Source organism: Streptococcus sp. F0441, assembly GCF_000314775.2.
In the GTDB taxonomy this organism is placed as follows: Bacteria; Bacillota; Bacilli; order Lactobacillales; family Streptococcaceae; genus Streptococcus.
The window spans coordinates 463,839-485,959 of record NZ_KB373321.1 but is presented as its reverse complement, the minus strand read 5'-3'; the positions used below and the strand labels follow the sequence as shown (position 1 = coordinate 485,959).

Annotated in this window: 21 protein-coding genes; all 21 read right to left on the bottom strand. The window is 39.4% G+C overall.

The window, feature by feature from the left end:
• Positions 1-152: 152 nt before the first annotated feature.
• The 21 genes from fusA to HMPREF9188_RS02205 all read right to left on the bottom strand — a co-directional run bounded on the left by fusA (position 153) and on the right by HMPREF9188_RS02205 (position 22,116).
• Positions 153-2,234, bottom strand: a complete 2,082-nt coding sequence (fusA, locus tag HMPREF9188_RS02300; RefSeq protein WP_000090342.1) for an elongation factor G — start codon at positions 2,232-2,234, stop codon at positions 153-155.
• Between the two features lie 391 nt (positions 2,235-2,625).
• The gene (gene rpsG, locus HMPREF9188_RS02295; protein WP_009729775.1) at positions 2,626-3,096 is read right to left on the bottom strand and encodes a 30S ribosomal protein S7; all 471 of its coding nucleotides are present in this window, start codon (positions 3,094-3,096) and stop codon (positions 2,626-2,628) included.
• Positions 3,097-3,115: 19 nt separating this feature from the next.
• Positions 3,116-3,529 carry a 30S ribosomal protein S12 gene (gene rpsL / locus HMPREF9188_RS02290; protein ID WP_001142332.1) on the bottom strand — a complete coding sequence of 138 codons (414 nt, stop codon included), beginning with the start codon at positions 3,527-3,529 and terminating at the stop codon, positions 3,116-3,118.
• Positions 3,530-3,846: 317 nt separating this feature from the next.
• Positions 3,847-4,446 carry a response regulator transcription factor gene (locus HMPREF9188_RS02285; protein ID WP_009729774.1) on the bottom strand — a complete coding sequence of 200 codons (600 nt, stop codon included), beginning with the start codon at positions 4,444-4,446 and terminating at the stop codon, positions 3,847-3,849.
• A gap of 1 nt (position 4,447) precedes the next feature.
• Positions 4,448-5,545, bottom strand: coding sequence for a sensor histidine kinase (locus HMPREF9188_RS02280; protein WP_009729773.1), 1,098 nt, complete (start codon positions 5,543-5,545; stop codon positions 4,448-4,450).
• 4 nt (positions 5,546-5,549) lie between these two features.
• On the bottom strand, positions 5,550-6,284 hold the full coding sequence (locus HMPREF9188_RS02275) for an ABC transporter permease (protein ID WP_009729772.1): 735 nt from the start codon (positions 6,282-6,284) through the stop codon (positions 5,550-5,552).
• Positions 6,285-6,296: 12 nt separating this feature from the next.
• Positions 6,297-7,172: an ABC transporter ATP-binding protein gene (locus HMPREF9188_RS02270; RefSeq protein ID WP_009729771.1), complete on the bottom strand. Its 876-nt coding sequence runs from the start codon at positions 7,170-7,172 to the stop codon at positions 6,297-6,299.
• A complete protein-coding gene (locus tag HMPREF9188_RS02265) occupies positions 7,159-7,353 on the bottom strand; it encodes a hypothetical protein (protein ID WP_009729770.1) in 195 nt (64 codons plus the stop codon). Before HMPREF9188_RS02265 ends, HMPREF9188_RS02270 begins: the two co-directional genes overlap by 14 nt.
• Positions 7,350-7,556, bottom strand: a complete 207-nt coding sequence (locus tag HMPREF9188_RS02260; protein ID WP_033588892.1) for a hypothetical protein — start codon at positions 7,554-7,556, stop codon at positions 7,350-7,352. Before HMPREF9188_RS02260 ends, HMPREF9188_RS02265 begins: the two co-directional genes overlap by 4 nt.
• 125 nt (positions 7,557-7,681) lie before the next feature.
• Positions 7,682-9,349, bottom strand: a complete 1,668-nt coding sequence (locus tag HMPREF9188_RS02255; protein WP_009729768.1) for a DAK2 domain-containing protein — start codon at positions 9,347-9,349, stop codon at positions 7,682-7,684.
• A gap of 2 nt (positions 9,350-9,351) precedes the next feature.
• Entirely contained in the window at positions 9,352-9,717 is a 366-nt protein-coding gene (locus tag HMPREF9188_RS02250; protein WP_009729767.1) for an Asp23/Gls24 family envelope stress response protein, read from the bottom strand.
• 152 nt (positions 9,718-9,869) lie between these two features.
• A complete protein-coding gene (rpmB, locus tag HMPREF9188_RS02245; RefSeq protein WP_001140948.1) occupies positions 9,870-10,058 on the bottom strand; it encodes a 50S ribosomal protein L28 in 189 nt (62 codons plus the stop codon).
• Positions 10,059-10,312: 254 nt separating this feature from the next.
• The gene (locus tag HMPREF9188_RS10110) at positions 10,313-10,441 is read right to left on the bottom strand and encodes a hypothetical protein (protein ID WP_009729766.1); all 129 of its coding nucleotides are present in this window, start codon (positions 10,439-10,441) and stop codon (positions 10,313-10,315) included.
• A gap of 54 nt (positions 10,442-10,495) precedes the next feature.
• Entirely contained in the window at positions 10,496-11,788 is a 1,293-nt protein-coding gene (locus tag HMPREF9188_RS02240; RefSeq protein WP_009729765.1) for an ISLre2 family transposase, read from the bottom strand.
• A 121-nt stretch (positions 11,789-11,909) separates the two neighbouring features.
• On the bottom strand, positions 11,910-12,137 hold the full coding sequence (locus HMPREF9188_RS02235; RefSeq protein WP_000896112.1) for a hypothetical protein: 228 nt from the start codon (positions 12,135-12,137) through the stop codon (positions 11,910-11,912).
• Between the two features lie 52 nt (positions 12,138-12,189).
• The gene (locus HMPREF9188_RS02230) at positions 12,190-12,996 is read right to left on the bottom strand and encodes a ParA family protein (RefSeq protein ID WP_009729764.1); all 807 of its coding nucleotides are present in this window, start codon (positions 12,994-12,996) and stop codon (positions 12,190-12,192) included.
• A gap of 208 nt (positions 12,997-13,204) precedes the next feature.
• Positions 13,205-14,839: a relaxase/mobilization nuclease domain-containing protein gene (locus HMPREF9188_RS02225; protein ID WP_009729763.1), complete on the bottom strand. Its 1,635-nt coding sequence runs from the start codon at positions 14,837-14,839 to the stop codon at positions 13,205-13,207.
• Positions 14,833-15,225: a plasmid mobilization relaxosome protein MobC gene (mobC, locus tag HMPREF9188_RS02220; protein WP_001171916.1), complete on the bottom strand. Its 393-nt coding sequence runs from the start codon at positions 15,223-15,225 to the stop codon at positions 14,833-14,835. Before mobC ends, HMPREF9188_RS02225 begins: the two co-directional genes overlap by 7 nt.
• A gap of 216 nt (positions 15,226-15,441) precedes the next feature.
• On the bottom strand, positions 15,442-15,858 hold the full coding sequence (locus HMPREF9188_RS02215; protein WP_009729762.1) for a hypothetical protein: 417 nt from the start codon (positions 15,856-15,858) through the stop codon (positions 15,442-15,444).
• Between the two features lie 70 nt (positions 15,859-15,928).
• Positions 15,929-21,862: a PBECR4 domain-containing protein gene (locus tag HMPREF9188_RS10465; protein ID WP_009729761.1), complete on the bottom strand. Its 5,934-nt coding sequence runs from the start codon at positions 21,860-21,862 to the stop codon at positions 15,929-15,931.
• The gene (locus tag HMPREF9188_RS02205; RefSeq protein ID WP_009729760.1) at positions 21,853-22,116 is read right to left on the bottom strand and encodes a hypothetical protein; all 264 of its coding nucleotides are present in this window, start codon (positions 22,114-22,116) and stop codon (positions 21,853-21,855) included. Before HMPREF9188_RS02205 ends, HMPREF9188_RS10465 begins: the two co-directional genes overlap by 10 nt.
• Positions 22,117-22,121: the final 5 nt, after the last annotated feature.

Genomic DNA, 22,121 nt, shown 5'->3' with positions numbered 1-22,121 from the left:
TTAATTTATCAAATTAGAATATTTTCTTTCTGGATAAAATTAGTAACTCTCTCACTTAGCGACCAAATTTGTATACTATATTCAGCAAAAATGAATAGTTAAAGACAAAAAAAGGAAGCCACTAAGTGACTTCCTTCTATTGCGAAGACAGATTATTCTTCACCTTTGTTTTTCTTAATGATTTCTTCTTGTACTGACTTAGGTACATCTTCGTAGTGGTCAAATACCATCATGAATGTACCACGTCCTTGAGATGCAGAACGAAGAACTGTTGCGTAACCGAACATTTCAGCAAGTGGAACGTAAGCACGAACGATTTGGCTGTTACCGTGCGCTTCCATACCATCTACACGTCCACGACGAGCAGTTACGTGACCCATAACATCACCAAGGTTTTCCTCTGGAACAGTGATAGTTACAAGCATCATTGGTTCAAGGATAGCTGGTTGTGCAGTCTTAGCAGCTTCTTTAAGTGCAAGAGATGCAGCAATCTTGAAGGCAGTTTCAGATGAGTCGACATCGTGGTATGAACCATCGTAAAGTTTAGCTTTAACGTCAACAATTGGGTAACCTGCAAGGACACCGTTAGCCATTGCTTCTACAAGTCCTTTTTCAACCGCTGGGATAAATTCACGAGGAACAACACCACCGACGATTGCGTTTTCGAATTCGAATCCTTTACCTTCTTCGTTTGGAGTAAATTCAATCCATACATCACCGAATTGACCTTTACCACCAGACTGACGTTTGAAGAATCCACGTGCTTGAGTGGAAGCGCGGAATGTTTCACGGTAAGATACTTGAGGAGCACCTACGTTCGCTTCAACTTTAAACTCACGACGCATACGGTCAACAAGGACGTCAAGGTGAAGCTCACCCATACCAGAGATAACTGTTTCACCAGTTTCAACGTTTGTTTCAACACGGAATGTTGGATCTTCTTCAGCCAATTTTTGAAGGGCAATACCCATCTTGTCTTGGTCTGCTTTAGATTTTGGCTCAACCATCAATTGGATAACTGGTTCTGGAACGTCGATTGATTCAAGGATGATTTTAGCTTTTTCATCAGTCAATGAGTCACCAGTTGTCGTATCTTTCAAACCAACGGCAGCAGCGATATCACCTGAGTAAACCGTGTCGATTTCTTTACGGCTGTTAGCGTGCATTTGAAGGATACGTCCGATACGTTCACGTTTACCTTTAGAAGTATTCAATACGTATGAACCTGATTGAAGAACACCTGAGTAAACACGGAAGAACGTCAAACGACCTACGAATGGGTCTGTCATGATCTTGAAGGCAAGAGCTGCGAATGGCTCTTCGTCAGATGCTGGACGAGTTTCTTCTTCATCTGTATCTGGGTTAACACCTTTGATCGCTGGGATGTCAAGTGGGCTTGGAAGGTAGTCGATAACCGCATCAAGCATCAATTGAACCCCTTTGTTTTTGAAGGCAGAACCACACAATACTGGGAAGAATTCAACATTGATAGTAGCTTTACGGATACCCGCTTTCAATTCTTCGTTAGTGATTTCTTCACCTTCGAGGTATTTCATCATCAAATCTTCATCAGTTTCAGCAACTGCTTCGATCAATTTTTCACGGTATTCTTGTGCTTGTTCAAGATATTCAGCTGGAATATCCTCTTCAAGGATATCTGTACCAAGGTCGTTTGTATAGATTTCAGCTTTCATCTTGATCAAGTCGATGATACCACGGAAATCATCTTCAGCACCGATTGGCAATTGGATTGGATGTGCGTTTGCTTGAAGACGGTCGTGAAGTGTGCTTACTGAGTAAAGGAAGTCAGCACCGATTTTGTCCATTTTGTTGGCAAATACGATACGTGGAACTCCGTACTCAGTTGCTTGACGCCAAACTGTTTCAGTTTGAGGCTCAACACCTGATTGTGAGTCAAGAACAGTAACCGCACCGTCCAATACACGAAGAGAACGTTGTACTTCAATTGTGAAGTCCACGTGCCCTGGTGTGTCGATGATGTTTACGCGGTGGTTGTTCCATTGAGCTGTTGTCGCAGCAGATGTGATAGTGATACCACGTTCTTGCTCTTGCTCCATCCAGTCCATTTGTGACGCACCTTCGTGAGTTTCACCGATTTTGTGGATTTTACCAGTGTAGTAAAGAATACGCTCAGTAGTTGTTGTTTTACCGGCATCGACGTGAGCCATGATACCGATATTACGAGTTTTTTCAAGTGAAAATTCGCGTGCCATGAGGTTTGTTTCTCCTATTTATTTTTGATTTCTATTCTATTATAACACGATTTTAATAAAAACGGATAGGCAGGACCTACCCGTTCTCAATGTTTATCTTGTTTTTGTTGGTTTCAACTTGTAGATAAGTTGAATTGAACTCGGGCTAAAGTTAGCTAGCCGATTTGAGCCGGAACGGGATGCTGTGTGAAAAAGATAAACTTCCTGGTATTCATCGAATACTGCGTCAGTTTCCTATTTTCACCGTGCATCCTTACCGTTTCTAGCATCATGATCTAGTTGAGCTCAAGCTAAAAGTCTGGAGAAAAAGATGAATCTCATTGGTTGCAATCGCAACCTGCTTCGATTCCCTATTTTCTCTGGGACTTTCTTAACGCTTTCGCATCCTATCTTACCAACGGAAGTGTGCGAAGGCACGGTTAGCTTCAGCCATACGGTGAGTGTCTTCACGTTTCTTAACTGCTGCACCAGTGTTGTTCGCAGCATCCAAGATTTCTTTTGCAAGACGGTCTTGCATTGTGTGTTCACCACGAAGACGAGCAATGGTTACCAACCAACGAAGTCCAAGTGTTGTACGACGTTCTGGACGAACTTCAACTGGGACTTGGTAGTTAGATCCACCAACACGACGTGCACGTACTTCAAGTACAGGCATGATGTTTCCCATCGCTGTTTCAAATACTTCAAGTGCATCGTTGCCAGTAGCTTCTTTGATTTGCTCAAAAGCACCGTAAACGATTGAAGCAGCTGTACCACGTTTACCATCAAGCATAACGCGGTTGATAAGACGAGTAACTAGTTGTGAATTGTAAAGCGGATCTGGCAATACGTCACGTTTTGGAGCTCTATTTTTACGACTCATTTCTCTTTATCCCCTTTCCTTATGCTTTTGGACGTTTAGTACCGTATTTAGAACGGCCTTGTTTACGATCGTTAACACCTGCAGTATCAAGTGCACCACGGACGATATGGTAACGTACCCCTGGAAGGTCTTTTACACGTCCACCACGAAGAAGCACCACGCTGTGCTCTTGCAAGTTGTGTCCGATACCTGGGATGTAGGCAGTAACTTCGATAAGGTTGCTCAAACGTACACGAGCAAATTTACGAAGGGCAGAGTTAGGTTTTTTAGGTGTCATTGTTCCAACACGAGTTGCTACACCACGTTTTTGTGGTGAAGAAACGTTTGTTTGAACTTTTTTATGACTGTTGTAACCAACGTTCAAAGCTGGTGATTTAGATTTTTCTACTTTTGATTTACGCGGTTTGCGAACCAATTGGTTAATTGTAGGCATCTACATTCTCCTGTGTTTTTTTATTTTTGGTGATGATACACTTGGTGACAGCTACCATCTGTGTGTACTTTTGCAACATTTGTCAGCACGTCCCTGTACACTTTTGAGAGACCAAAAGTAAAAAGTACCGTCTGTTATTGTAACACAATTTTTCCTTCATTGTCAAGATATTTTTCATTTTTATTCTGATCTTTTAACTCTTTGACACTGGCTTTCACTGCTTTTCTAAACAAAAAAAGGAGGCAATTTGCCTCCTACATTCTAGTATGGATTTCCTTCAATTTAGCAATCATTTGAGTTGTTTTTTATCTTTCTTATCAAAGCCAACCAGATTCTTTTGCGATGTTGGCTGCCTCTGTTCGATTGCCTGCATTTAGCTTGGAAAGAATATTGGTGACATAGTTTCGGACAGTTCCATTTGATAGATAGAGTTGGTCTGCAATTTCTTTGTTGGATAAGCCCTGAGCGATTCCCTTTAAAACCGCTATTTCTTGCTCTGTTAACGGATTGGGATGCGTCATCACCACTTCCATCAATTCAGGCGAATATTCCTTGCGTCCTTCGAGAACAGTGTGCAAGGTTTGCATAAGGTCCGCAATGCTTCTTTCTTTTAAGACATAAGCATCCACTCCAGCCTTGACCGCACGTTCAAAATAGCCGGGGCGCTTGAAAGTCGTCACCACAACCACCTTTGTTTCCGCCTTTTCTGCTCGTATCCACTCCAAGACTTCAAGGCCTGTCTTAACAGGCATCTCTACGTCAAGAATGGCGATATCTACGGTCCCCTTTTCTAAGAGTTGGATTGCTTCTTGCCCATCCTTGGCTTGTAAGACAGACTCTACATCTGGTTGAAAGGCAAGCAACTGGCACATGGCATCTCGCAACATACTTTGATCTTCTGCAACAAGTAGTTTCATCTTAGTTTCTCTCCTTATAAGGTAGTCGAACCTGCACCTCAGTCGGTTGCTTCTGACTGATCACCTTTATCTCTCCTGAAAATGGAAGAACACGATCTCGGACTGTATGGAGCTCATCCCCCTTTAGAGAAACAAAGCCACAGCCATCATCTCTCACTGTTAGAATGAGCTCTTTCTCTGTCCGTTCTAATTTTAAGTAAGCTTTCGACGCTTGGGCATGTTTGATAATATTGGTCACTAACTCAAGCAAAATCATGGAGGCCGTTGATTCTAATTCCTGAGTTAGGCTAGCTGTATCTAGTTGGTGATTGATTTCCGTTTCAATTCCTGCAATTTCTAGCATTTTTTTGACAGTCGCAAATTCGGAGGCAAGGGTTCTGGTTTTAAGATTTTCAATGATGGTACGAACTTCATTCATGGATTCTTTACTGATCTGATGAATTTCTTTTAATTCTTTTTCCACTTGAGGATAGGCCTGCATTTGAAGAAGCTGGAGGGCAAGATCCGTCTTCACACTCAACATAGCAAAAGTATGGCCTAGACTGTCATGGAGATCCTGGCCGATACGACTGCGTTCATTTTCAGCCAAGAAAAGACTGAGCTTGGCATTTTGTTTCATCTTTTCTTCTTTTATCTGTTCAGATACCTGAATCCGATAAAGACCGAAGGTCAAGGCATCAGAAACGATAAAGGTCACCAAGAAAAAGAGGAGGTGCCAGGGACTAACTTGACCAACCATAGAGATTCCAGTTAAAATCATCGGTTGTAAGACAACAAAACTGACAAAACGCCAAGAGTGGAAAGAAACCTCATCCAGCTCATAAATAAGGAGATTAGATAAATAAAAGATAAACCAAGCGAAGCTCGCATTTAGCCAGATGGAACTGTAAAAAATGTAGGCAAGCATGATCCACCAAGCTAGCCACTGCACGGTGCGATTCTGACTGATTAAAACCGCGTAGAAGGCAAGAACAAATAGTAAGGTCCATAACAAGGTTAAAAGCGGGTACTCTCCAACGATGACACCCGCTATAGGAAAGATGATAAACACTATTGAAATATGAAACATATAATGAGTGTTTTTTAATTTTTCCAACATAGATTTATTTTACCTCGATCCGTTTTTTCAGTTGGATTACCAAGACACCAAAGAAAACTGTATAACCTAGCACAACCAAGGCGGCAAGAATATTAAATTCATGGTGTTCCAAATAGGAAGAGACAACCTGCATCAGTTGATAGGTTGGAGTCAGTTTTCCAATAGATTGGAGCCATTCTGGGAAGGAAGTCAAAGGGAACCACAGTCCACCTAGGACCGCCAAAGCAATATAGGCAATATTTCCAATAACCGTCATCAGTTGAGCACTGGGAAGTAAGCTCACCAAGACCCCCATGCTGATAAAGACCACGCTTCCGACCAGCAACATAACTCCAATCACCAACCAATCAAGCCAAGGCAGAGTCACTCCACGGACAAAATGACCAACCGAAAAAACAACTATAATTGATAACAAGAAAGTCAGCAGAGTACTGAACAGTTTTGATACATAATATTCTACCATAGATACAGGAGAATGTTGAATCAATTTTTGCCAGTTGTTTGTCTTGTCAGACTCGAGTGTGCTAGGGATACTGAAAAAGGCGCTTGACATGATACTAAAGAGCGTCATGGCAAAAAGATAGGCTTGAAGAACAATTTCTGGAATATCTGACCCTGACATCATACCAGAAAAGATAAGGTAAAACACACTTGGGAGTCCGATAGATAGCAAATAGTAGACTGCTTGCCGTTTCATCAGAATGATTTCCACTTTCATGAGACTTGTCATATTTTTCATCATCAATCTCCTTTAGTCTTGAGTCGTTTCGAAGATACTGTCTAAGAGAGTTCGATTGCGAACTTCAATTTCTTCGATCGTGCAGCCCTGTTCTTGTAAGGCTTTCCATACTTGGCTGGCTTCTTTGGTTGTGAAGGAAAGAGCATTTTGCTTGATTTCAATCTCTTGAACCTGGTCCAAAGTGCTGATAATTTCCTGATAAGTTAGAGGTACCGTAAAATGTTTTTCTTGTTCTTCACCACGCATAGCATAAGGCGTCGTATCGCGAATCAATTCTCCCTTATGGAGCACCAAAATGCGGTCAGCCGTATGTTCTACCTCTTCGATATAGTGAGAAGAGTAGACAATGGTGACACCATTTTTCTTTAACCGATTGACAATTTCCCAAAAATGCTGACGTGTCGACGTATCCATGGCAGCAGTTGGCTCGTCTAAAAATAGAATTTCCGGACGACCTATTAAAGTCAACACGAAAGAGAACAAACGTTTTTGCCCACCAGATAACTTGCCCGCTAGCTGATTTTTCTGCTTGTCTGAGAATCTCAGCAAGTCATCAATTTCGTTATCTGAAAGACTGTCGGGATAAAGTGACTTGAAAAATGATAGAAGTTCTTTCACTTTCAAGCTTTGAACAACTGCATTTTCTTGAGGCAAGACAGAAATAAGCTGTTTTAATCGAGGATCTGTTGGTGCAAAGCCTTGAATGGCTACATGTCCTGAGCTCATGAACTTGTCGCCCAAGAGGCAATCAATCAAGGTTGTTTTTCCTGCTCCGTTAGGCCCGATCAAGGCGACACATTCACCATCGTTGATTTCAAAGGAGATGTTTCGCAAGATCTCCTTGTCTTGTATTTTCTTACTCAATTTCTCAACTTTAATCACAGTCATGAGATTCTCCTTTCAACCACTTCATTCCCATAGGGAAAACAACGAAAATCATAAATCCAAAACCCCAAGCACCACGAATAAATTGGCGAATCAAGGTTTGGTCAAACCAACCAGTAAACATTTCCACTAACCATACCAAGAGTGACAGGCCGATAAAGAGATAGATGATTGTTTTTTTCATTCCTCAAACTCCTTTTTCACATCTCTGACCAATTTCAAACCTTCTCTGACAAGCCAAGACATCATTCCAAAGCCAGCAAAGAGCTCCCAAGGAAAATGGTAGAAAACCTCGTCCAATCCTGAAAACATGAGATAGGTCATAACTCCTGCTGCTACTAAACTCACTGCGACAATCATTTTATTTTTCATTTCTTCTTCCTCCATTTCATACTTCAATTATAGTCCTTTGAAGTTAGCGGAGCTAGATGCTTCTGTCACCAGGAAATATGACAAATGTCATAAAAAAAAGAAAGTTGCAAAATCAACTTTCTTTTTAATCGATTAAATTTTTATTCCACACTGAAAAGATATGGATATACAGGTTGTTGACCTTGGTGAATCTCTACTTCAACATCTTCAAATTCTTCTGTGATTTCTTGGGCGATTTGGTTAGCCAATTCTTCACTTCCATCTTCACCAATATAGAAGGTTACGATTTCACTGTCTTCATCCAACATATGTTTCAATGTTTTAGTCAAAGTTTGGTGCATGTCAGGGTTTGATACGAGGATTTTCCCATCTACCATACCAAGATTGTCATTTTCATGAATTGCTAATCCATCGATAGTTGTATCACGAACGGCTGTTGTTACACTACCGCTTACGACATCACCAAGGGCTGCAGTCATGCGTTCTTTATTTTCTTCGATAGACTTGCTTGGATCGAAGGCAAGAAGACTCGTCAACCCTTGAGGAATTGTACGTGCTTCTACCACAACAGCAGGTTGTTCAAGCACTTCAGCCGCAGACTGAGCTGCCATAAAGATATTTTTGTTGTTTGGCAAGAAGATGATGTTGCGAGCATTGACCTGTTCAACAGCCTTGATAAAGTCTTCTGTTGAAGGGTTCATCGTCTGCCCACCTTCGATGACATAATCCACACCTTGGGCACGGAAGATATCTGCTAAACCTTGACCAGCTACTACTGCGATAAGGGCATACTCTTTTGTTTCAGCAGGCTTGTTTCCTTGAGTTGCTTCTTTTTCAACTTGCGCCTCGTGTTGATTACGCATGTTGTCCACTTTGACCTTGATCAAGCTACCATATTTAAGACCTTCTTGCATGACAAGACCTGGATCTTCTGTATGGACGTGAACTTTGACGATTTCATCATCATTGACAACAAGTAGAGAGTCACCTAAGTCATTCAAGTAGTTACGGAATTCATCGTAGTCAAAGTCCTTAGAATAAGTTGGACCTTGTTTGAGGGCTACCATGATCTCCGTACAGTAACCGAAGGTAATATCCTCAGTTGCCACATGCCCTGCTACAGACTTGTGGTGCTCTGCATTGATCATTTCACTCATGTTGGCAGGAGTCGCTACAAAGTCTTCAGAAGCACTGTATTCACCAGTAAGAGCTGAAAGGAAGCCTTCGTAAATGAAGACCAAACCTTGACCACCTGAGTCTACCACACCAACTTCCTTAAGGACTGGAAGCATTTCTGGTGTCTTAACCAAAGCTGCTTTCGCGCCTTCCAAGGCTGCACGCATGACCTCAACAGCATCATCTGTCTCCTCGGCTTTTTTCTTAGCCCCAATGGCAGCACCACGAGAAACAGTCAAAATGGTTCCTTCAACTGGTTTCATAACCGCTTTATAAGCTACTTCGACACCAGATTGGAAGGCAAGAGCCAAGTCTTGACCTGTTAATTCATCTTTTCCCTTGATAGCCTGAGAGAAGCCACGGAAGAGCTGAGAAGTGATAACCCCTGAGTTCCCACGCGCACCCATCAAGAGCCCTTTGGCAAGAATGCTCGCTACTTCTCCAACTGTAGAAGCAGGCTTGTCTGCTACTTCTTTCGCACCATTTTCAATGGTCATTCCCATGTTTGTCCCAGTATCTCCATCTGGAACTGGAAAGACGTTTAATGAATTGACATATTCTGCTTGCTTATTCAAACGAGTTGATGCAGCTTGCACCATCTCTTGGAATAAACTGGTAGTAATTTTTGACACGATTATTCTCCTACAACTTTGATATTTTGAATGTAGACATTCACAGTCTGAGCAGTAATTCCTAGTTGATTTTCTAGACTAAAACGAACACGCTCTTGAATGTTTTTTGAGACTTCACTAATCTTTGTTCCGTAGCTCAACACGGTATAAACATCAACTGCGATGCTACCATCTTCGGCTGCCTTCACGACAACACCCTTAGAATAATTTTCCTTACGAAGGAGGGCTTGGAAATTGTCTTTGAGGGCATTTTTACTAGCCATACCGACCACTCCAAAAATCTCAGTTGCGACACCACCTACTACGGTTGCAATCACTTCATCTGTCAGTTCGATTTGACCATCTTTTGTATTAATTTTTACAGTCATTTTTTTTACCTCAACTAGTTGATACTCTATTTTATCATATTTCAGCCCAAGTGTAAAAGCAGAATGCTGTATTGGTAGATATTTACTCTATTTTTCAAATGATTTTATCCATGGAGCAAAAGAAAAAGACCTAAGCGGTCTTTTCATCTTTATTAAACGCGTTCAACTTTACCTGATTTCAAAGCACGAGCTGAAGCCCAAACTTTTTTAGGTTTACCATCGATAAGAACAGTAACTTTTTGAAGGTTTGGTTTTACGGCACGTTTAGTTTGGTTCATCGCGTGTGAACGGTTGTTTCCTGATACAGTCTTACGACCTGTAAAGTAACATACTTTAGCCATTGTGTTTTCCTCCTATTAGATCTAATATAGCGGATGTGCTAGCACCACATACCGTACTATGTTATCACACTTTCTCTATTTTGGCAAGGAAATTAGGAGACTTGTTTGTGTCTAAATTTTTGGGAATAATCAAATATCCTTATAACTCAATAAGAAAGCGAGATTTTTCAGACAAAAAAACTGGAAAAAGTTCCTCACTTTACCCCAGCCCTTGACTATATTGCACTATTTATGCTACAATATTGTTTGACTGATTAAGCAAAGTGTGTTTTTGTCTTAATCGGTGGTGTAGAAGTTGCTGCTTCTGCACCTTTTTCGTTTTTCTTTACTATATTATTGTAACACACATTAGGCAAAAAAGCAACTATTTTGTATAAAAACATGACAAAAACACCTCTAAAAAATCTTTTTTTAGAGGCTTTTGTCTGCCTTTTGTATTATTTATGCCCTCTTTTTCTGATAACAGCTTTGTGTGGCCTATGGTTAATACGAAATCCTGCACCTAGTCCCGTATCCCTAAATTCTTCATACTCTTGTCTCCAACATCCAAAAAATAGATTGTATAGCTGATCAATTCGTTCAAGGAGTATCATTCTGGCCATAGTACAAGCCCCTTCGATGGACCAATACATCCCTCGATGTTTCATGCGGTAAGTGACCTTTCGGTGCTGACTCTCCATTACCCCGATACCACGTGAGGACAATCCTCTAAGTTTAGGTGGCCTAGTGTCACAGAAATTTCTTAATAATTTCTTACGAAAATTGTAAAAATTATCAAGAGCTTCCTGGCTTTCTATGAGAGATTCAACTGTATCTAGTACGGTCTGAAGCAGGCTCTTCTGATGATTTTTGATGGCCTTAAAAGCAAGATCAAGTAGTGTAGACGGGTACGGCTTCAGGAATCGTTTAAGTTCTTCATTGACATGATAGGCATCCCAGAAATGCTCATGACGTTTAATCCGTAGGACCTTCTTAATTTCTTGAAATACTCTGCGAGAATATCCTTTACCATTGTCCGAGTTAGTGATAAGAAGAGTTCGATCAGTGATTTCAAAATGATTATAGAGATAGTCTATCAATTCTTCCTTTGCTTGTTCATGGCTTGTATGGATAATCTCATGCTTATTCTCTAGTACATACCGATTATTACCAACCTTCTTCGCTCCAGTATGAATCAGGAAATGGGCTAAGTCTGTATTGTGTCGTTCATCATTGCTTGATGTTGTCTTGACGAGCACACCATCTCCCTCCAGGTAGATTTTATCTGCCTGGATTTTTTTCGGTTGCTCATCACCTCTAAAAAGCCGATAGCGTTCCCTATCTGAAAAGAGTCTGCCTGCCATTTTTACAGACTTCAAAACAGCGTCCTTTGTTATCTCCAGGCGATAAGCCATCTTAACTGTTCGACAAACTTCACGGTAGGATAAAATAGAAGCGTGTTTTGCCATGTGAAAAATCAACTCAGGAGAATAACGCATATACTTTTCTAGACCTAGCCACTCATCTACGGGATAACAACTTTTCTTTCCCTTTCGCCAGCGATTCCTAGAGAAGGTCACCTCTCCAAATGTAAAAACAACTGTCCTCTCTGTACTATCTATCCGCTTATATCCCCTCAGTCTCATGGAGGGAGCAATCTGCTCGTCATAATCTCTTACTCGCTTCAGGAATTGCTGCTCACGTTTGCGATCTAGTTCTGCGACAAATTCTTTTTCATCAAATCTAAACATACTCTCTATTGTACTGAAATCATGGCTAGATTGAAAACATCACAAACTTTCTGCAAGACTCTTTCAAAAATAAAAGCCTTCCCTTATTGGGAAGGTTGTTTAATTATAAATATAATTATATTTATAACGATAAACTTTCGATTAGTTTATCAAGATAATCTGATGCAGACTTTGCTCCAGCTGCTTTAGCAATTTTATCCAATTTTTTCCGATTGCTTGGTTTCAAAGTAAACTGAAATTGTTTCTTACGTTCAAAACTTTCAAAGCTGGCTACATCTGAAATCTGCTCAGGTTGATGGGTTGCTTCGATAATCTGCGAAATCTCTTTTTCTTTTGGTGTGAATGCCATGACAATCTCCTTCTAATTATATTTATAATTGTATTTGTGTTTATAAATATAATTATATTGTATCATAAATTTTTGAAAAAGTCTGCTCCAGCTCAGTGAAAAACTTTTTGTGTTTTTGATAAAGCTCAGAATTCTCCTTCATATCTGCAATAGAGATCTTATCAATCGTGGAATGATTGAATAACTCTTTTGCTGGTACGATGCCTAGAAGGTTGTCTGTTCCCTTCTCTTTAGCTTCAAGTCCCAGAGCTTCCAGTAACTCTCTTGATGATCCATAGTTCGGTCGGATCATATTTGCTAAGAAATATAGCTCAGCAGTAATGTATGATTCCCTTGTACGATAGTCAATTACATCCTTTCTGAATGCTTCTAACCGAGTTGATAGATTGAATTTGGCATTATAACCAAACTCTGAAGGAGTCAAGGGACTAATAATAGCGTGACTGACCGCAACAGCATTTTTAGTAGCTGTTGCAAAGTCTGGTCTACAATCAATCAAGATATAGTCAAACTGATCCAACTTCTTCTTTTCGTAGTTATCCTCTAGCCAAAGATAAAGTAGCATATTTTTCTTATCGCTGTTCTCCAGATCTCGTTCCACCGTGTCAAGCTGAACTGAACCTGGAATTAGATTGATATTTTCCTTGACTTGCTTAATATCCACATCGCCACCTTTAAAAGCATTAGCAATCGTATTCTTGCTCTCGTAAATATTATAGCACTGGGTTAAATTGCACTGATGGTCAAGATCAATCAAAAGAACCTTATGCCCTTTCTTTGCCAGCCATTCCCCATAATTAAATGTTAAAGTTGTTTTCCCAACACCGCCCTTAATAGCAGCAAATGTGATAATCTTCATTTGATATCCTCCTGTTTTTCTATACTTCTATTATACCATTATAATTATATTTGTCAATATGTTTATAATTATATTTATAATTATTTTCGCAATGAAGTTTCTCCTTCCTTTTCACCAGCAATTCCTAGAAAAGGTTCTCTTTCCAAATGTAAAGAGAACTGTTCTCTCTGTACTGAAATCATGACTAGATTGAAAACATCAGAAACTTCTACAAGACTTTTTCATCCTCAAATCGTCGGTCAACTTTCTCTTCACGACTACGCACGTGCTCCTTAATATCTCTATAATCTGTGTAATGTTTTAGAGTGTCGTCAAAGAACTCTTGTAAGGCTCCTTTTTCAATTTGGAATTGTTTAATCAGTTGACTGACATCTTCCAGTCCCATATCTTTTGGAACTCCTAAATCATCCAATAGTTGTACCGCCGCAAGACTATTTTCTGGAGATTGCTGGATGGCTAAAAGTGCTCCTTCAATTTTATGATAACGTCCAAGTCGTTCATCTAGCTGTCTTAATTCCTCCTGGGTAGCCTCTATCTTTTCATTAAAGCGCTCCTCCAAATGTTGAAATTGTGCTCCGTCTGTCACGCCGTTCTCAACTAAGAAATTATATTCCTTAATCAGTTCACGCATAGAGGAAATTTGAGCGTTTTTAGTAACGAGTGTTTCGCCGTTTTGTTTGGCCAATTGCCTTGCGACAGTCAAGCCCATCATGTACCTATTTTTTTGAGATTGATCAGGATTGAGAAAATAAAAATAGTCTTTCTCTTTGATATAGATGGTATAATTTCCATCCTCATTTTTATCAACTTTATGAGAAGGTATTAAAATTGTACCACTATTTAAAGCTCCCATATCCATCTGCACGTAAATGCCTTGCTTGCTTTCTTGCTCGACCTGCCAGGATTCCACTTCCAATTTCAATTCAAAATCATTTGCCGTTTTTTCTTTTGATTCTTGATATTGTTCTTTCAACTCCTCCACATCAAAAACTAACTGATTCTTAGAAATTCTCTCTTTTATTTTTTCAAGAGAATAGAGTCCTTTCTTCGATAATGTATCATCTCGGACATTTCTTTGTTGGGGCTGATCGAGCAATTTATACTTCACAAATTTTCCAGAGAAATCAATCTGAAGATTAAGCGCAGCTGCCTTTTGTTTGAAATCTTCTAACGACAAAGAGTGCTTCAGAAGAAAATCAAGACGTTCCTTGATTTCAAACCGATAATTATTTTGTCTCCGCCAAGCAGAATACTTTGTATAAGAATTTTTCATAGTAGGCTCAATAATTTTAGCTCCATATCGTGCCGCATGTTTGTCCGAAATGGCTCTCAAATTTTTCAAGGTTTTCTTTTCCCAGCGAAATTTCTTGAGCGTTGAGGTATTGGTGGTATTAAGTATGATATGGTTATGAAGATGATCTTTATCCGTGTGGGTTGCAATCACAAACTCATAATTTCCACCTGTCAATTCTAACATCGTTTGACGGCCAATTTCATGAACCTGCTCAGGAGTCAAGTTATCATCTGGAGAAAAAGACTGGATAATGTGATGAGCCAATACTTGTTTTCCTGAAGATAATTCTTTCAAGTCATCATCTCCTTTTTTAAAGGCTGCAGCTAATTTTGTCATGACCATTTCTTCATCTGCTACACTAAAATCAGAGATCCCATTTCCAGATACTAGCTTCATTTGAAGCTCACCATTATGATAGACAAGAGGAAAATCAAGATCACTTTCTGCAGTTTCTGATACAAGAGTTTTCGCTTCATTCAGAATATAGCGTACAGCTATTTTTAAATTGGAAGGAGTTTTAATTTGTTTGGGTGTTTTGATTACTACCATTCGTCATACGTCCTTATTGTTTTCACTTTTCGTTCCTGTAAACTTTTCTTCTCCGCACTAGAAAGTTTGACAGCCACCATCTCTTTCAACTCAGATAGATAGTCAATAACTTGTGCCACTTCCTCTGGCGTAACCCCTTGATTTTCATTGGCATGTTTAGCAATTTGGTTGATGTTCGTACCCACTCGATTGATAGCAACTCGAAGGTCTTTCAATTCGGAAAAATCAATTTGAACCACCTTCCCTTGTACCAGTTGATTCTTCGCATAGTATTGAAAAGATGGAACTCCCATTTGGGCCATCGCCGTTTTAATTTGACGATCTTCCTCTGGTGTTAGTCGTATCAATTTTTGTATATAGCGTTTTCTATTTTCTCGTTTCTGCATTATTTTTTATCCTCTTTCTCTCAAAGTCTCTGGCATTTTCTGACCAGGCATCAGCCCCTGACTTCCTTGTGGCAAGCGTAGCAAATGGATATCCATTTGCGAAATTTAAAAAAATCAGAGAAGGAGAACCTTATAGTTTTCCTTCTTGATTTTCTCAGTTTTGGGGAAATCCCCAAGCCCCTTTTCTATATCTTTTGGAGTACAGCTTCTAACATTTTATCGTAACCAACTGAAGATGTTTTTGAAAATAGATGATTGCTTATCACTATTTTCTACATTTTTTTCTTCCTGACCTTGTAACTTTTCAGCTAGGACAGAAAGTTGTTGAGTAGTTAGAGGTTGGAAAATAGACTGCCCAATTTGTATTTCAGTCAGTAAGATTTTTTCTGTGAGTACAGCTTGAAATTCTTCATCTGTAATCATCTTGAGTAGCTCAATATTTTCTTCTTCCCACTCCAAAAGAGCAGGATCTCCTTCAGGTAGTTGAGACTGTTCTTCCTCTAGTTGCTCCAAAACTTTTTGGCGAGTCAAGTCTTTAGCATTTGGCAATACTCCTTGAACTCTGTCTCCATCCATGATTGGAATAAAGTCTGAGAGGATGATGATCAGTTGTTCTTCTTGTTCATTGGTCATGATTGTTGTCCTCCTTGATGATGATTTGTTTTTAATTTGACCTTTGGTTTATTTTGGGTGTCCCGTTCGGTCATTTCGAGAAACCCTTCTCTTTTTTTGATTGTGCATCTGCTTTCAACTCCTGCTTATGTTCTTCGACAGCTTGCTTATTCTGATCTTTAAACTTCTCCAGTTTTTGCTCAAAACTACGTTTCGTTTGTTTCTCTTGACTCAATCTTAATTGTTCCAATGCTTGATCCATCCGAACCATTAAACTTTTAGCTTCTTGTTGGACAATATCCAACTGTGCTTCTAAATCAGCAAGTGTCTCCTTATCAGCAGACCATCCAGATAGATAATTAAAAGAGTACTCTGACGTATCAATACCGTAGTATGAAGAAACAACATAAGCGACACTTTCAGCCTGAAGTTCAGCTGTGCTTCTAGTTAGATTTTCCTTCTGAGGATTATCTGCATGATGCAACTCTGCATGAGCCATTTCATGTAAGAAAGTTTTAATAATTTGGGCCTTGTTCATCTCATTACTACGCAAAACAATTTGATTTTCTGGGACAGAATAATATCCGTGCTTATTATTTTCCATCTCTTCAAATCGAACTGATACATCATTTTCTTTTGCAATAGCCATCAGGGCACGGTAAAGATTTGCATAGTCCAAATCAGTCAGTTGTTCTTTAACTTCTGCAGCTTTTGGCATCTCCTTTCCTTCTGTCTGACTAACATCAAAAACTGGTACTAAACCAAAGAATGTAACTGTTTCTGGTTTCCCGTTTTTATCCAATATTGGTTGGTTATTCTCATCCTTTTTGATCTTCGTCATAGGTTTAAAAATACGTAAAGCCTTCTCGCCCTTTTTTACATGACGGCCAAAGTTTTCTTTCCACTGTTTGAAAGAAGCTACTTGCCTTGCTTCAGGATTTTGTGCAAGAATTAAGCGTAAGTTGCGATTAGAATAATTATTTAGTTGACTCATTTTCGTTAGATAGTCTTTGTACTTATCTGAGTCCAGGAACTCCTTAATTCCTTCTTTAAGATGACGGCTTAATCCTGCCATATCTTTATTTTGAATAAAATCTGCGACTGCAAGACTGCTAGTTGCTAAAACAACTTCTTCCGCTTTTAGCTCCTCGTCGGCATCTATTATTTCTTTCCGATTATTTTTAGTTTCATCTAATTCAGATTGAACCTTTTCTATAGCTTTTTTATCTAATTTACTAGCATATTCTATATATTCTTCTGAAAATCTTTCATCCATCATCTCAGAAAGTGGGTATAGTTCAGATCCTATATCGTATCTTATACCGAATGTATAACTTTCTCCTTTTTCATTTTCAATATCAAAACTGGTTTTATAATATCCATTTCCTTCAGGTCTTAAACGCTCATTTTCAAAATATAGAATTTCTATAAATTCTTCGTATGGTACTAGTTCATCTTCTTCAAAACTATCTCGAATAGCCTTGTTTTCACTCCAATTAAATCGAATGTATAGTCCTATATCTGTATTTTGAGTTAAATCTGCGACTGCAAGACTACCAACTGCTAAAACAACTTCTTCCGCTTGTAGCCCCTCCTCGACATCTGGTTTAGAACCTGGTTTCGATCTAAAATCATACGGATTTGTTCCCTGCAGCAACTCCTCATCATCAGAAACTCCGTCAGCATCTGCATCACGTTTCAACTCCTGCTTGTTGTGCCCTTGTTCTTCTAGTTTGATTTCTTCCTCTTGTGTTTTTTCAAACTCGTCTCGAATGTTTTCGATGGTTTGTTCAACTTTTTCTGATAAATCTTTAATCTCTTTTTGCCATTTTTCTACGAGAGCTACTTGTTCCATAGGTGAGTCCTTGACACCCAACTTCTCAAACCAAACAGATAGATTTTCAACCTCAACACTATCCATTCCATCAAAAGAAATAAATCCTAGACGACTATCATGACTACTACCTGAAAAACCAATCGGACTATTTTCTAATACTCCGAAAGGCACTTGAGACAAAAGTTGATCTGCGTAAGGTGTATCTTCCAAAGCGTAACTAAACTGAGAAATATCTAACTCACTCGCCAATCTCTCCAGATGATACTGAGCGAATATTGCCCCATCTATCTTCATCAACTCTGGATGCTCTCGCATTTCTCGTGTTCCAAGTCTTTCTTTATGAGCGATTGGGTTAATCTCCTCACCGATATTGTAACGAATGCTATCCTGGATTAGTTCACCATCGGGAGCGTAGATACTAAACTGGACCTTTGTTGGAGAGATGTAGCCTTCTGGGTGACCATCAGTCACTTGTTTTAGCCCTTCCTGATGTAACTGATAGAAGCTCTGATTGGCCTTGTATAGCTCTCTAGCAAAATCTTGATAAGATATCAGCTCGGTTTCTTTAAATGGCAATTTAGGCCCATCTGGTCGCTCCTCAGCCCATTGAACTCGTACATGGTAGTTTTCCTTATAGATATGGTCTTGTTCCCACTCTTTATAAAAATCTGAATTTGTATCTAGGAGATGATCTTCTCCAGCTGCAGCAACAATCTGATCAAAATTATCATTGTGCTGTTTTGCATAGTCAAGATACTGATTCCAGGCTTGATGAAATTCTTCTGGAGTTTTTGAGATATCACCTGGCACACCTAAATTATAAACAGTATCTAGAACTTGAGTAAACGTAGCTGAATCAAGTAGGGGGCTATTCAGTGTGTTCTCTAGCGTTGTTTGTTCAATTTCTTTAGGAACCTCTTCATACTGCTTATTTTTTAAGATAGATAACATTTCCTCGCCACCATCTTTAACATATTCCTCATTAATTGATAGCTGTTCAATCTGGCCATCACGTTCACGGAATACGCCAAGAATAGGTGTTTTATCTACCGTCTCCAGTTCCTTGGTAAGTTTTGTCCGAGACTTAAAAACTGATATTGGAATATAGTTTTCTTCCTCTAACTCTTTGAATAACAAGATAATATCTTTATCATCAGACTTTATAAGACTATCAAAACGTCCATCATATCGCCTAAGATCAGTTAAATCATCAAAATAGAAAGATGTACTTTCTGTTGCTACTGAAAGATCTGATAAGACCTTTAGTTTGTCAAAAGCTGCATCATTATTAGCCAATAAAATATTATCAAAATGCCCATTTCCTTCTGCAAAATCATGTAAAGTTTTCTCGGGTGTCTGCCCTAATGCAATTGGTTTAATTCCTGTTAGGTGCATGAAGTGCTTTTCTTCAAAATGAACTTGTACAGTCTTATCAGGGGTGACATAATAAATCTTTGAGTTGGCCAACTCATCCAAATAATACTGTGCTGCATTTTGCAAAGCTAGTCGACGGATTGGACGGTTCAATTTAGTTAATTCATCTAAGGAAATAGAGTGATAGTAGCCATCGTTACTTGACTGAAACTCTTCATTTATGGTAAAATAAAGTAAATGAGAGGATGTCGTAGGACGACTGGTAACAGAGCGTTCAAAGGTGCCAGCTTTTGGTACGGGTGTGGGACTGCCTTCAGCTTCGGGCTGTAAAGACCCCAGACTACCACTGGTCCTCTCGTTTTTTTGTTGCTCAAAAATCATATCTAGCTCTTGAGATTTCTCAGGAGCTTTTTCTTCTGAGATTTCCTTTATCTTAATAGGATGAGTCTCAAGACGTGACATCAAGTTATCCAATAATTCTCGACTTAAAACCACTTCTCCCTCTTGCTCATCCAAATAGTGAAACAATGTATTTGGTGTTGTCACAAAACCGTAGGCAAAGTCTCTTGTTCCCGATTCAATCAATGGATACTCCAACATTCGCTCAATTGATTGTGATAGATTATCAAGGGTTCTTTCACCAAAATAGACGCCAAAACTGTCACTTGAAAGGCTTTCTATCTGCTTGTTGGTATTGTAGGCTGCTATTGCAAGTTCACCTATGAACTGAGTTGAAATATCTACTCCCAAAGTTCTCTGATGAGGTTTCAATGCTTGATACAAGGAATCCTGCTCAGGAGTCCCTTTTTTCTTGTATAAATCAACCGTTCGATCATCAATAGAGCTTAAAAGTGAATGAATGGGAGACAACACTTCCATTTTTTTATCGCTAAGATATTTTGTAGGATGGCTATTTCCTAACTTCGCAAAGACATCATATAGATAGAAATCTGGAGCAAATTCAATTGATAATTCTCCAGATTGAATCCGATTATTTAAACTCTTTGTTAATGCTTCATTTTCCCGTTTTACCTCTTCATAGCTCATCAATCTCACAGCATTCTCCTCTGTATTGGCAATAGATTCTTGATTATCTAGTGGATGTTTTTCTTCCACAGATGAAATTTGTGATTGTTTGGCAAGTAATTCGTCCACCTTCAGTCTTTCCTCATCTGTTTTCGGATGATACTTGGTTTGTGAAGATAATTGAAACTCTCCTTCCTCAGTCAACTCCAGGGCAACTCTTCGTAACCCTTTTACAAAATACGTATTTGGTTGTTTTTGCCACTGATTCACTAAGCCCTCATCAATTAAGGCTTGAGTTGCTGGCTGAATGCTCGTTTTACCCATTTGTTCAGATATAGCCTCAAGTCTAGTCAACTCTTCTTGATAGCGTTTGAGAGTAGCTTTGGTAAAGAACGACTCCCCACGCTTAGCTTTTTCTAACTCTTCACGGATTCTAGGTATATTTTGAACACTCATCTCCAGACCACTTCCCTGACGATTCAACCCCATTTCTTTCAAATGTTGTTGGTGCTCCAGGCGCTCTACTCGCTCTTCCTGTTTCCTAATCTCATCCATCTTTGAGAAGACTTGACCTTCTATTTGTTCTTGCTTACGCATAAAGCTAGCACCGCCTCGCTTATCATTCATGGGTTGCCCATTTGTTAGCGCTTGGTGAGAATAAGCTCTTGAAATAGCCTCGTCTTGTTCACCCCTTAGTCTTTCCAATTTTCGACGTGCCTGGGCAAGACGACTGTTGTCTGGTGCGTCTTTCTCCAGTTGTTTTTCCTGCTTCAGGATCTCATTCCAGTCTGTTTTCTCCTGTCCTTCACGTTGTGGTGGTCTTGCATCGACAACTGGGATTTTCTTCTCACGTAGTTTGGAGATAAAGTCTGTACCTGCTTTATCACGATCAACTGCCAGTGTAATGAGATCATCGTATTTGTGATCTTGGAAAAGTGTAGAAGTTTCTGCTGCAACAGATAAGAATCTTGAGGTACGTGCTAGCTCACTAGATTTGGTATAATCCCTTTCATCCATAGGAATATCCCCTCGCTCCTGTAAAATTTCAAGAACATAGTGGGATAATACTCCCTCTTTTAATCCTTCCATTGCAACCAGTCGAACATCGTTTAATTCGCCCTTATGAAGCTCATAATAGCTCATCAGGTCAATTGGTGCCTCCGTTACAATTAAACGCTTAGGAGACCCTATAGAAACGTTTAAGCCACTGATAGCCTCAGATTGATACATGATTTGTTTCAAGTATCCCTTACCAGGATGACGTTCTTGATCAGGAACAAGTCCCTGAAGGCTCGCACCTACCAGTTGCTGATTTCTGTCCAAGTATTTAAAAACTAAGACATCTTCTATAACACCATCTTTATCCTTACGTTTAGCTTGGGATAATACTCCCTTCTCAAGGAAGAAGTCGATTGTATCATCAGAGAGACCTCTAATCTCCTTGAGATAGGCTCTTGCCTCTACAAATGGTTGCTCGTAATGCGCTAGTGTATAGTTGAAAGGTTTTCGCTCTTCCTCTACTGGTTTTGCTTCAGGAAAGGAACCTGTCTCCAAGAATACCATAGCATCTTTATAGCTGACATTTTGCATTTGTTGCACGAGATTGATAGTATCACCAAAGAGGTTTTGAGAATACCAATGCCAGGTATTCTTCACAGTATCAATCTTAAACGAGTCATGCTCAGCCCAATAATACTCTCGATGTGACTTTCGCTTCATTTCCATTCCAAGACTACGAGCTACTTCTAAAATATCCAGCGATTTTGCCTGTGCTTTTGTTAAAGGCATACTCTTTCCTCCTCTACTAATTCCTTAAATAAAAGATATCCTTCAGGAGTTGCATCTAGTTCACTAACAACTATTGGATCTTCCTGACTCGTTGTCACAAAAAGATGAGGAGCTAATTGATAGAAAGTCTCCTCATCTGTCTGTTTGAATAGCTGCCAAATAGCATAATGTTCTGTAGTTAAATTTTCTGGCTTTAATGCTAAAACTTGTGAGATACTCTCCAGGTATCCTAATTGTCTTTTTGGTGTTTCCATCCTAC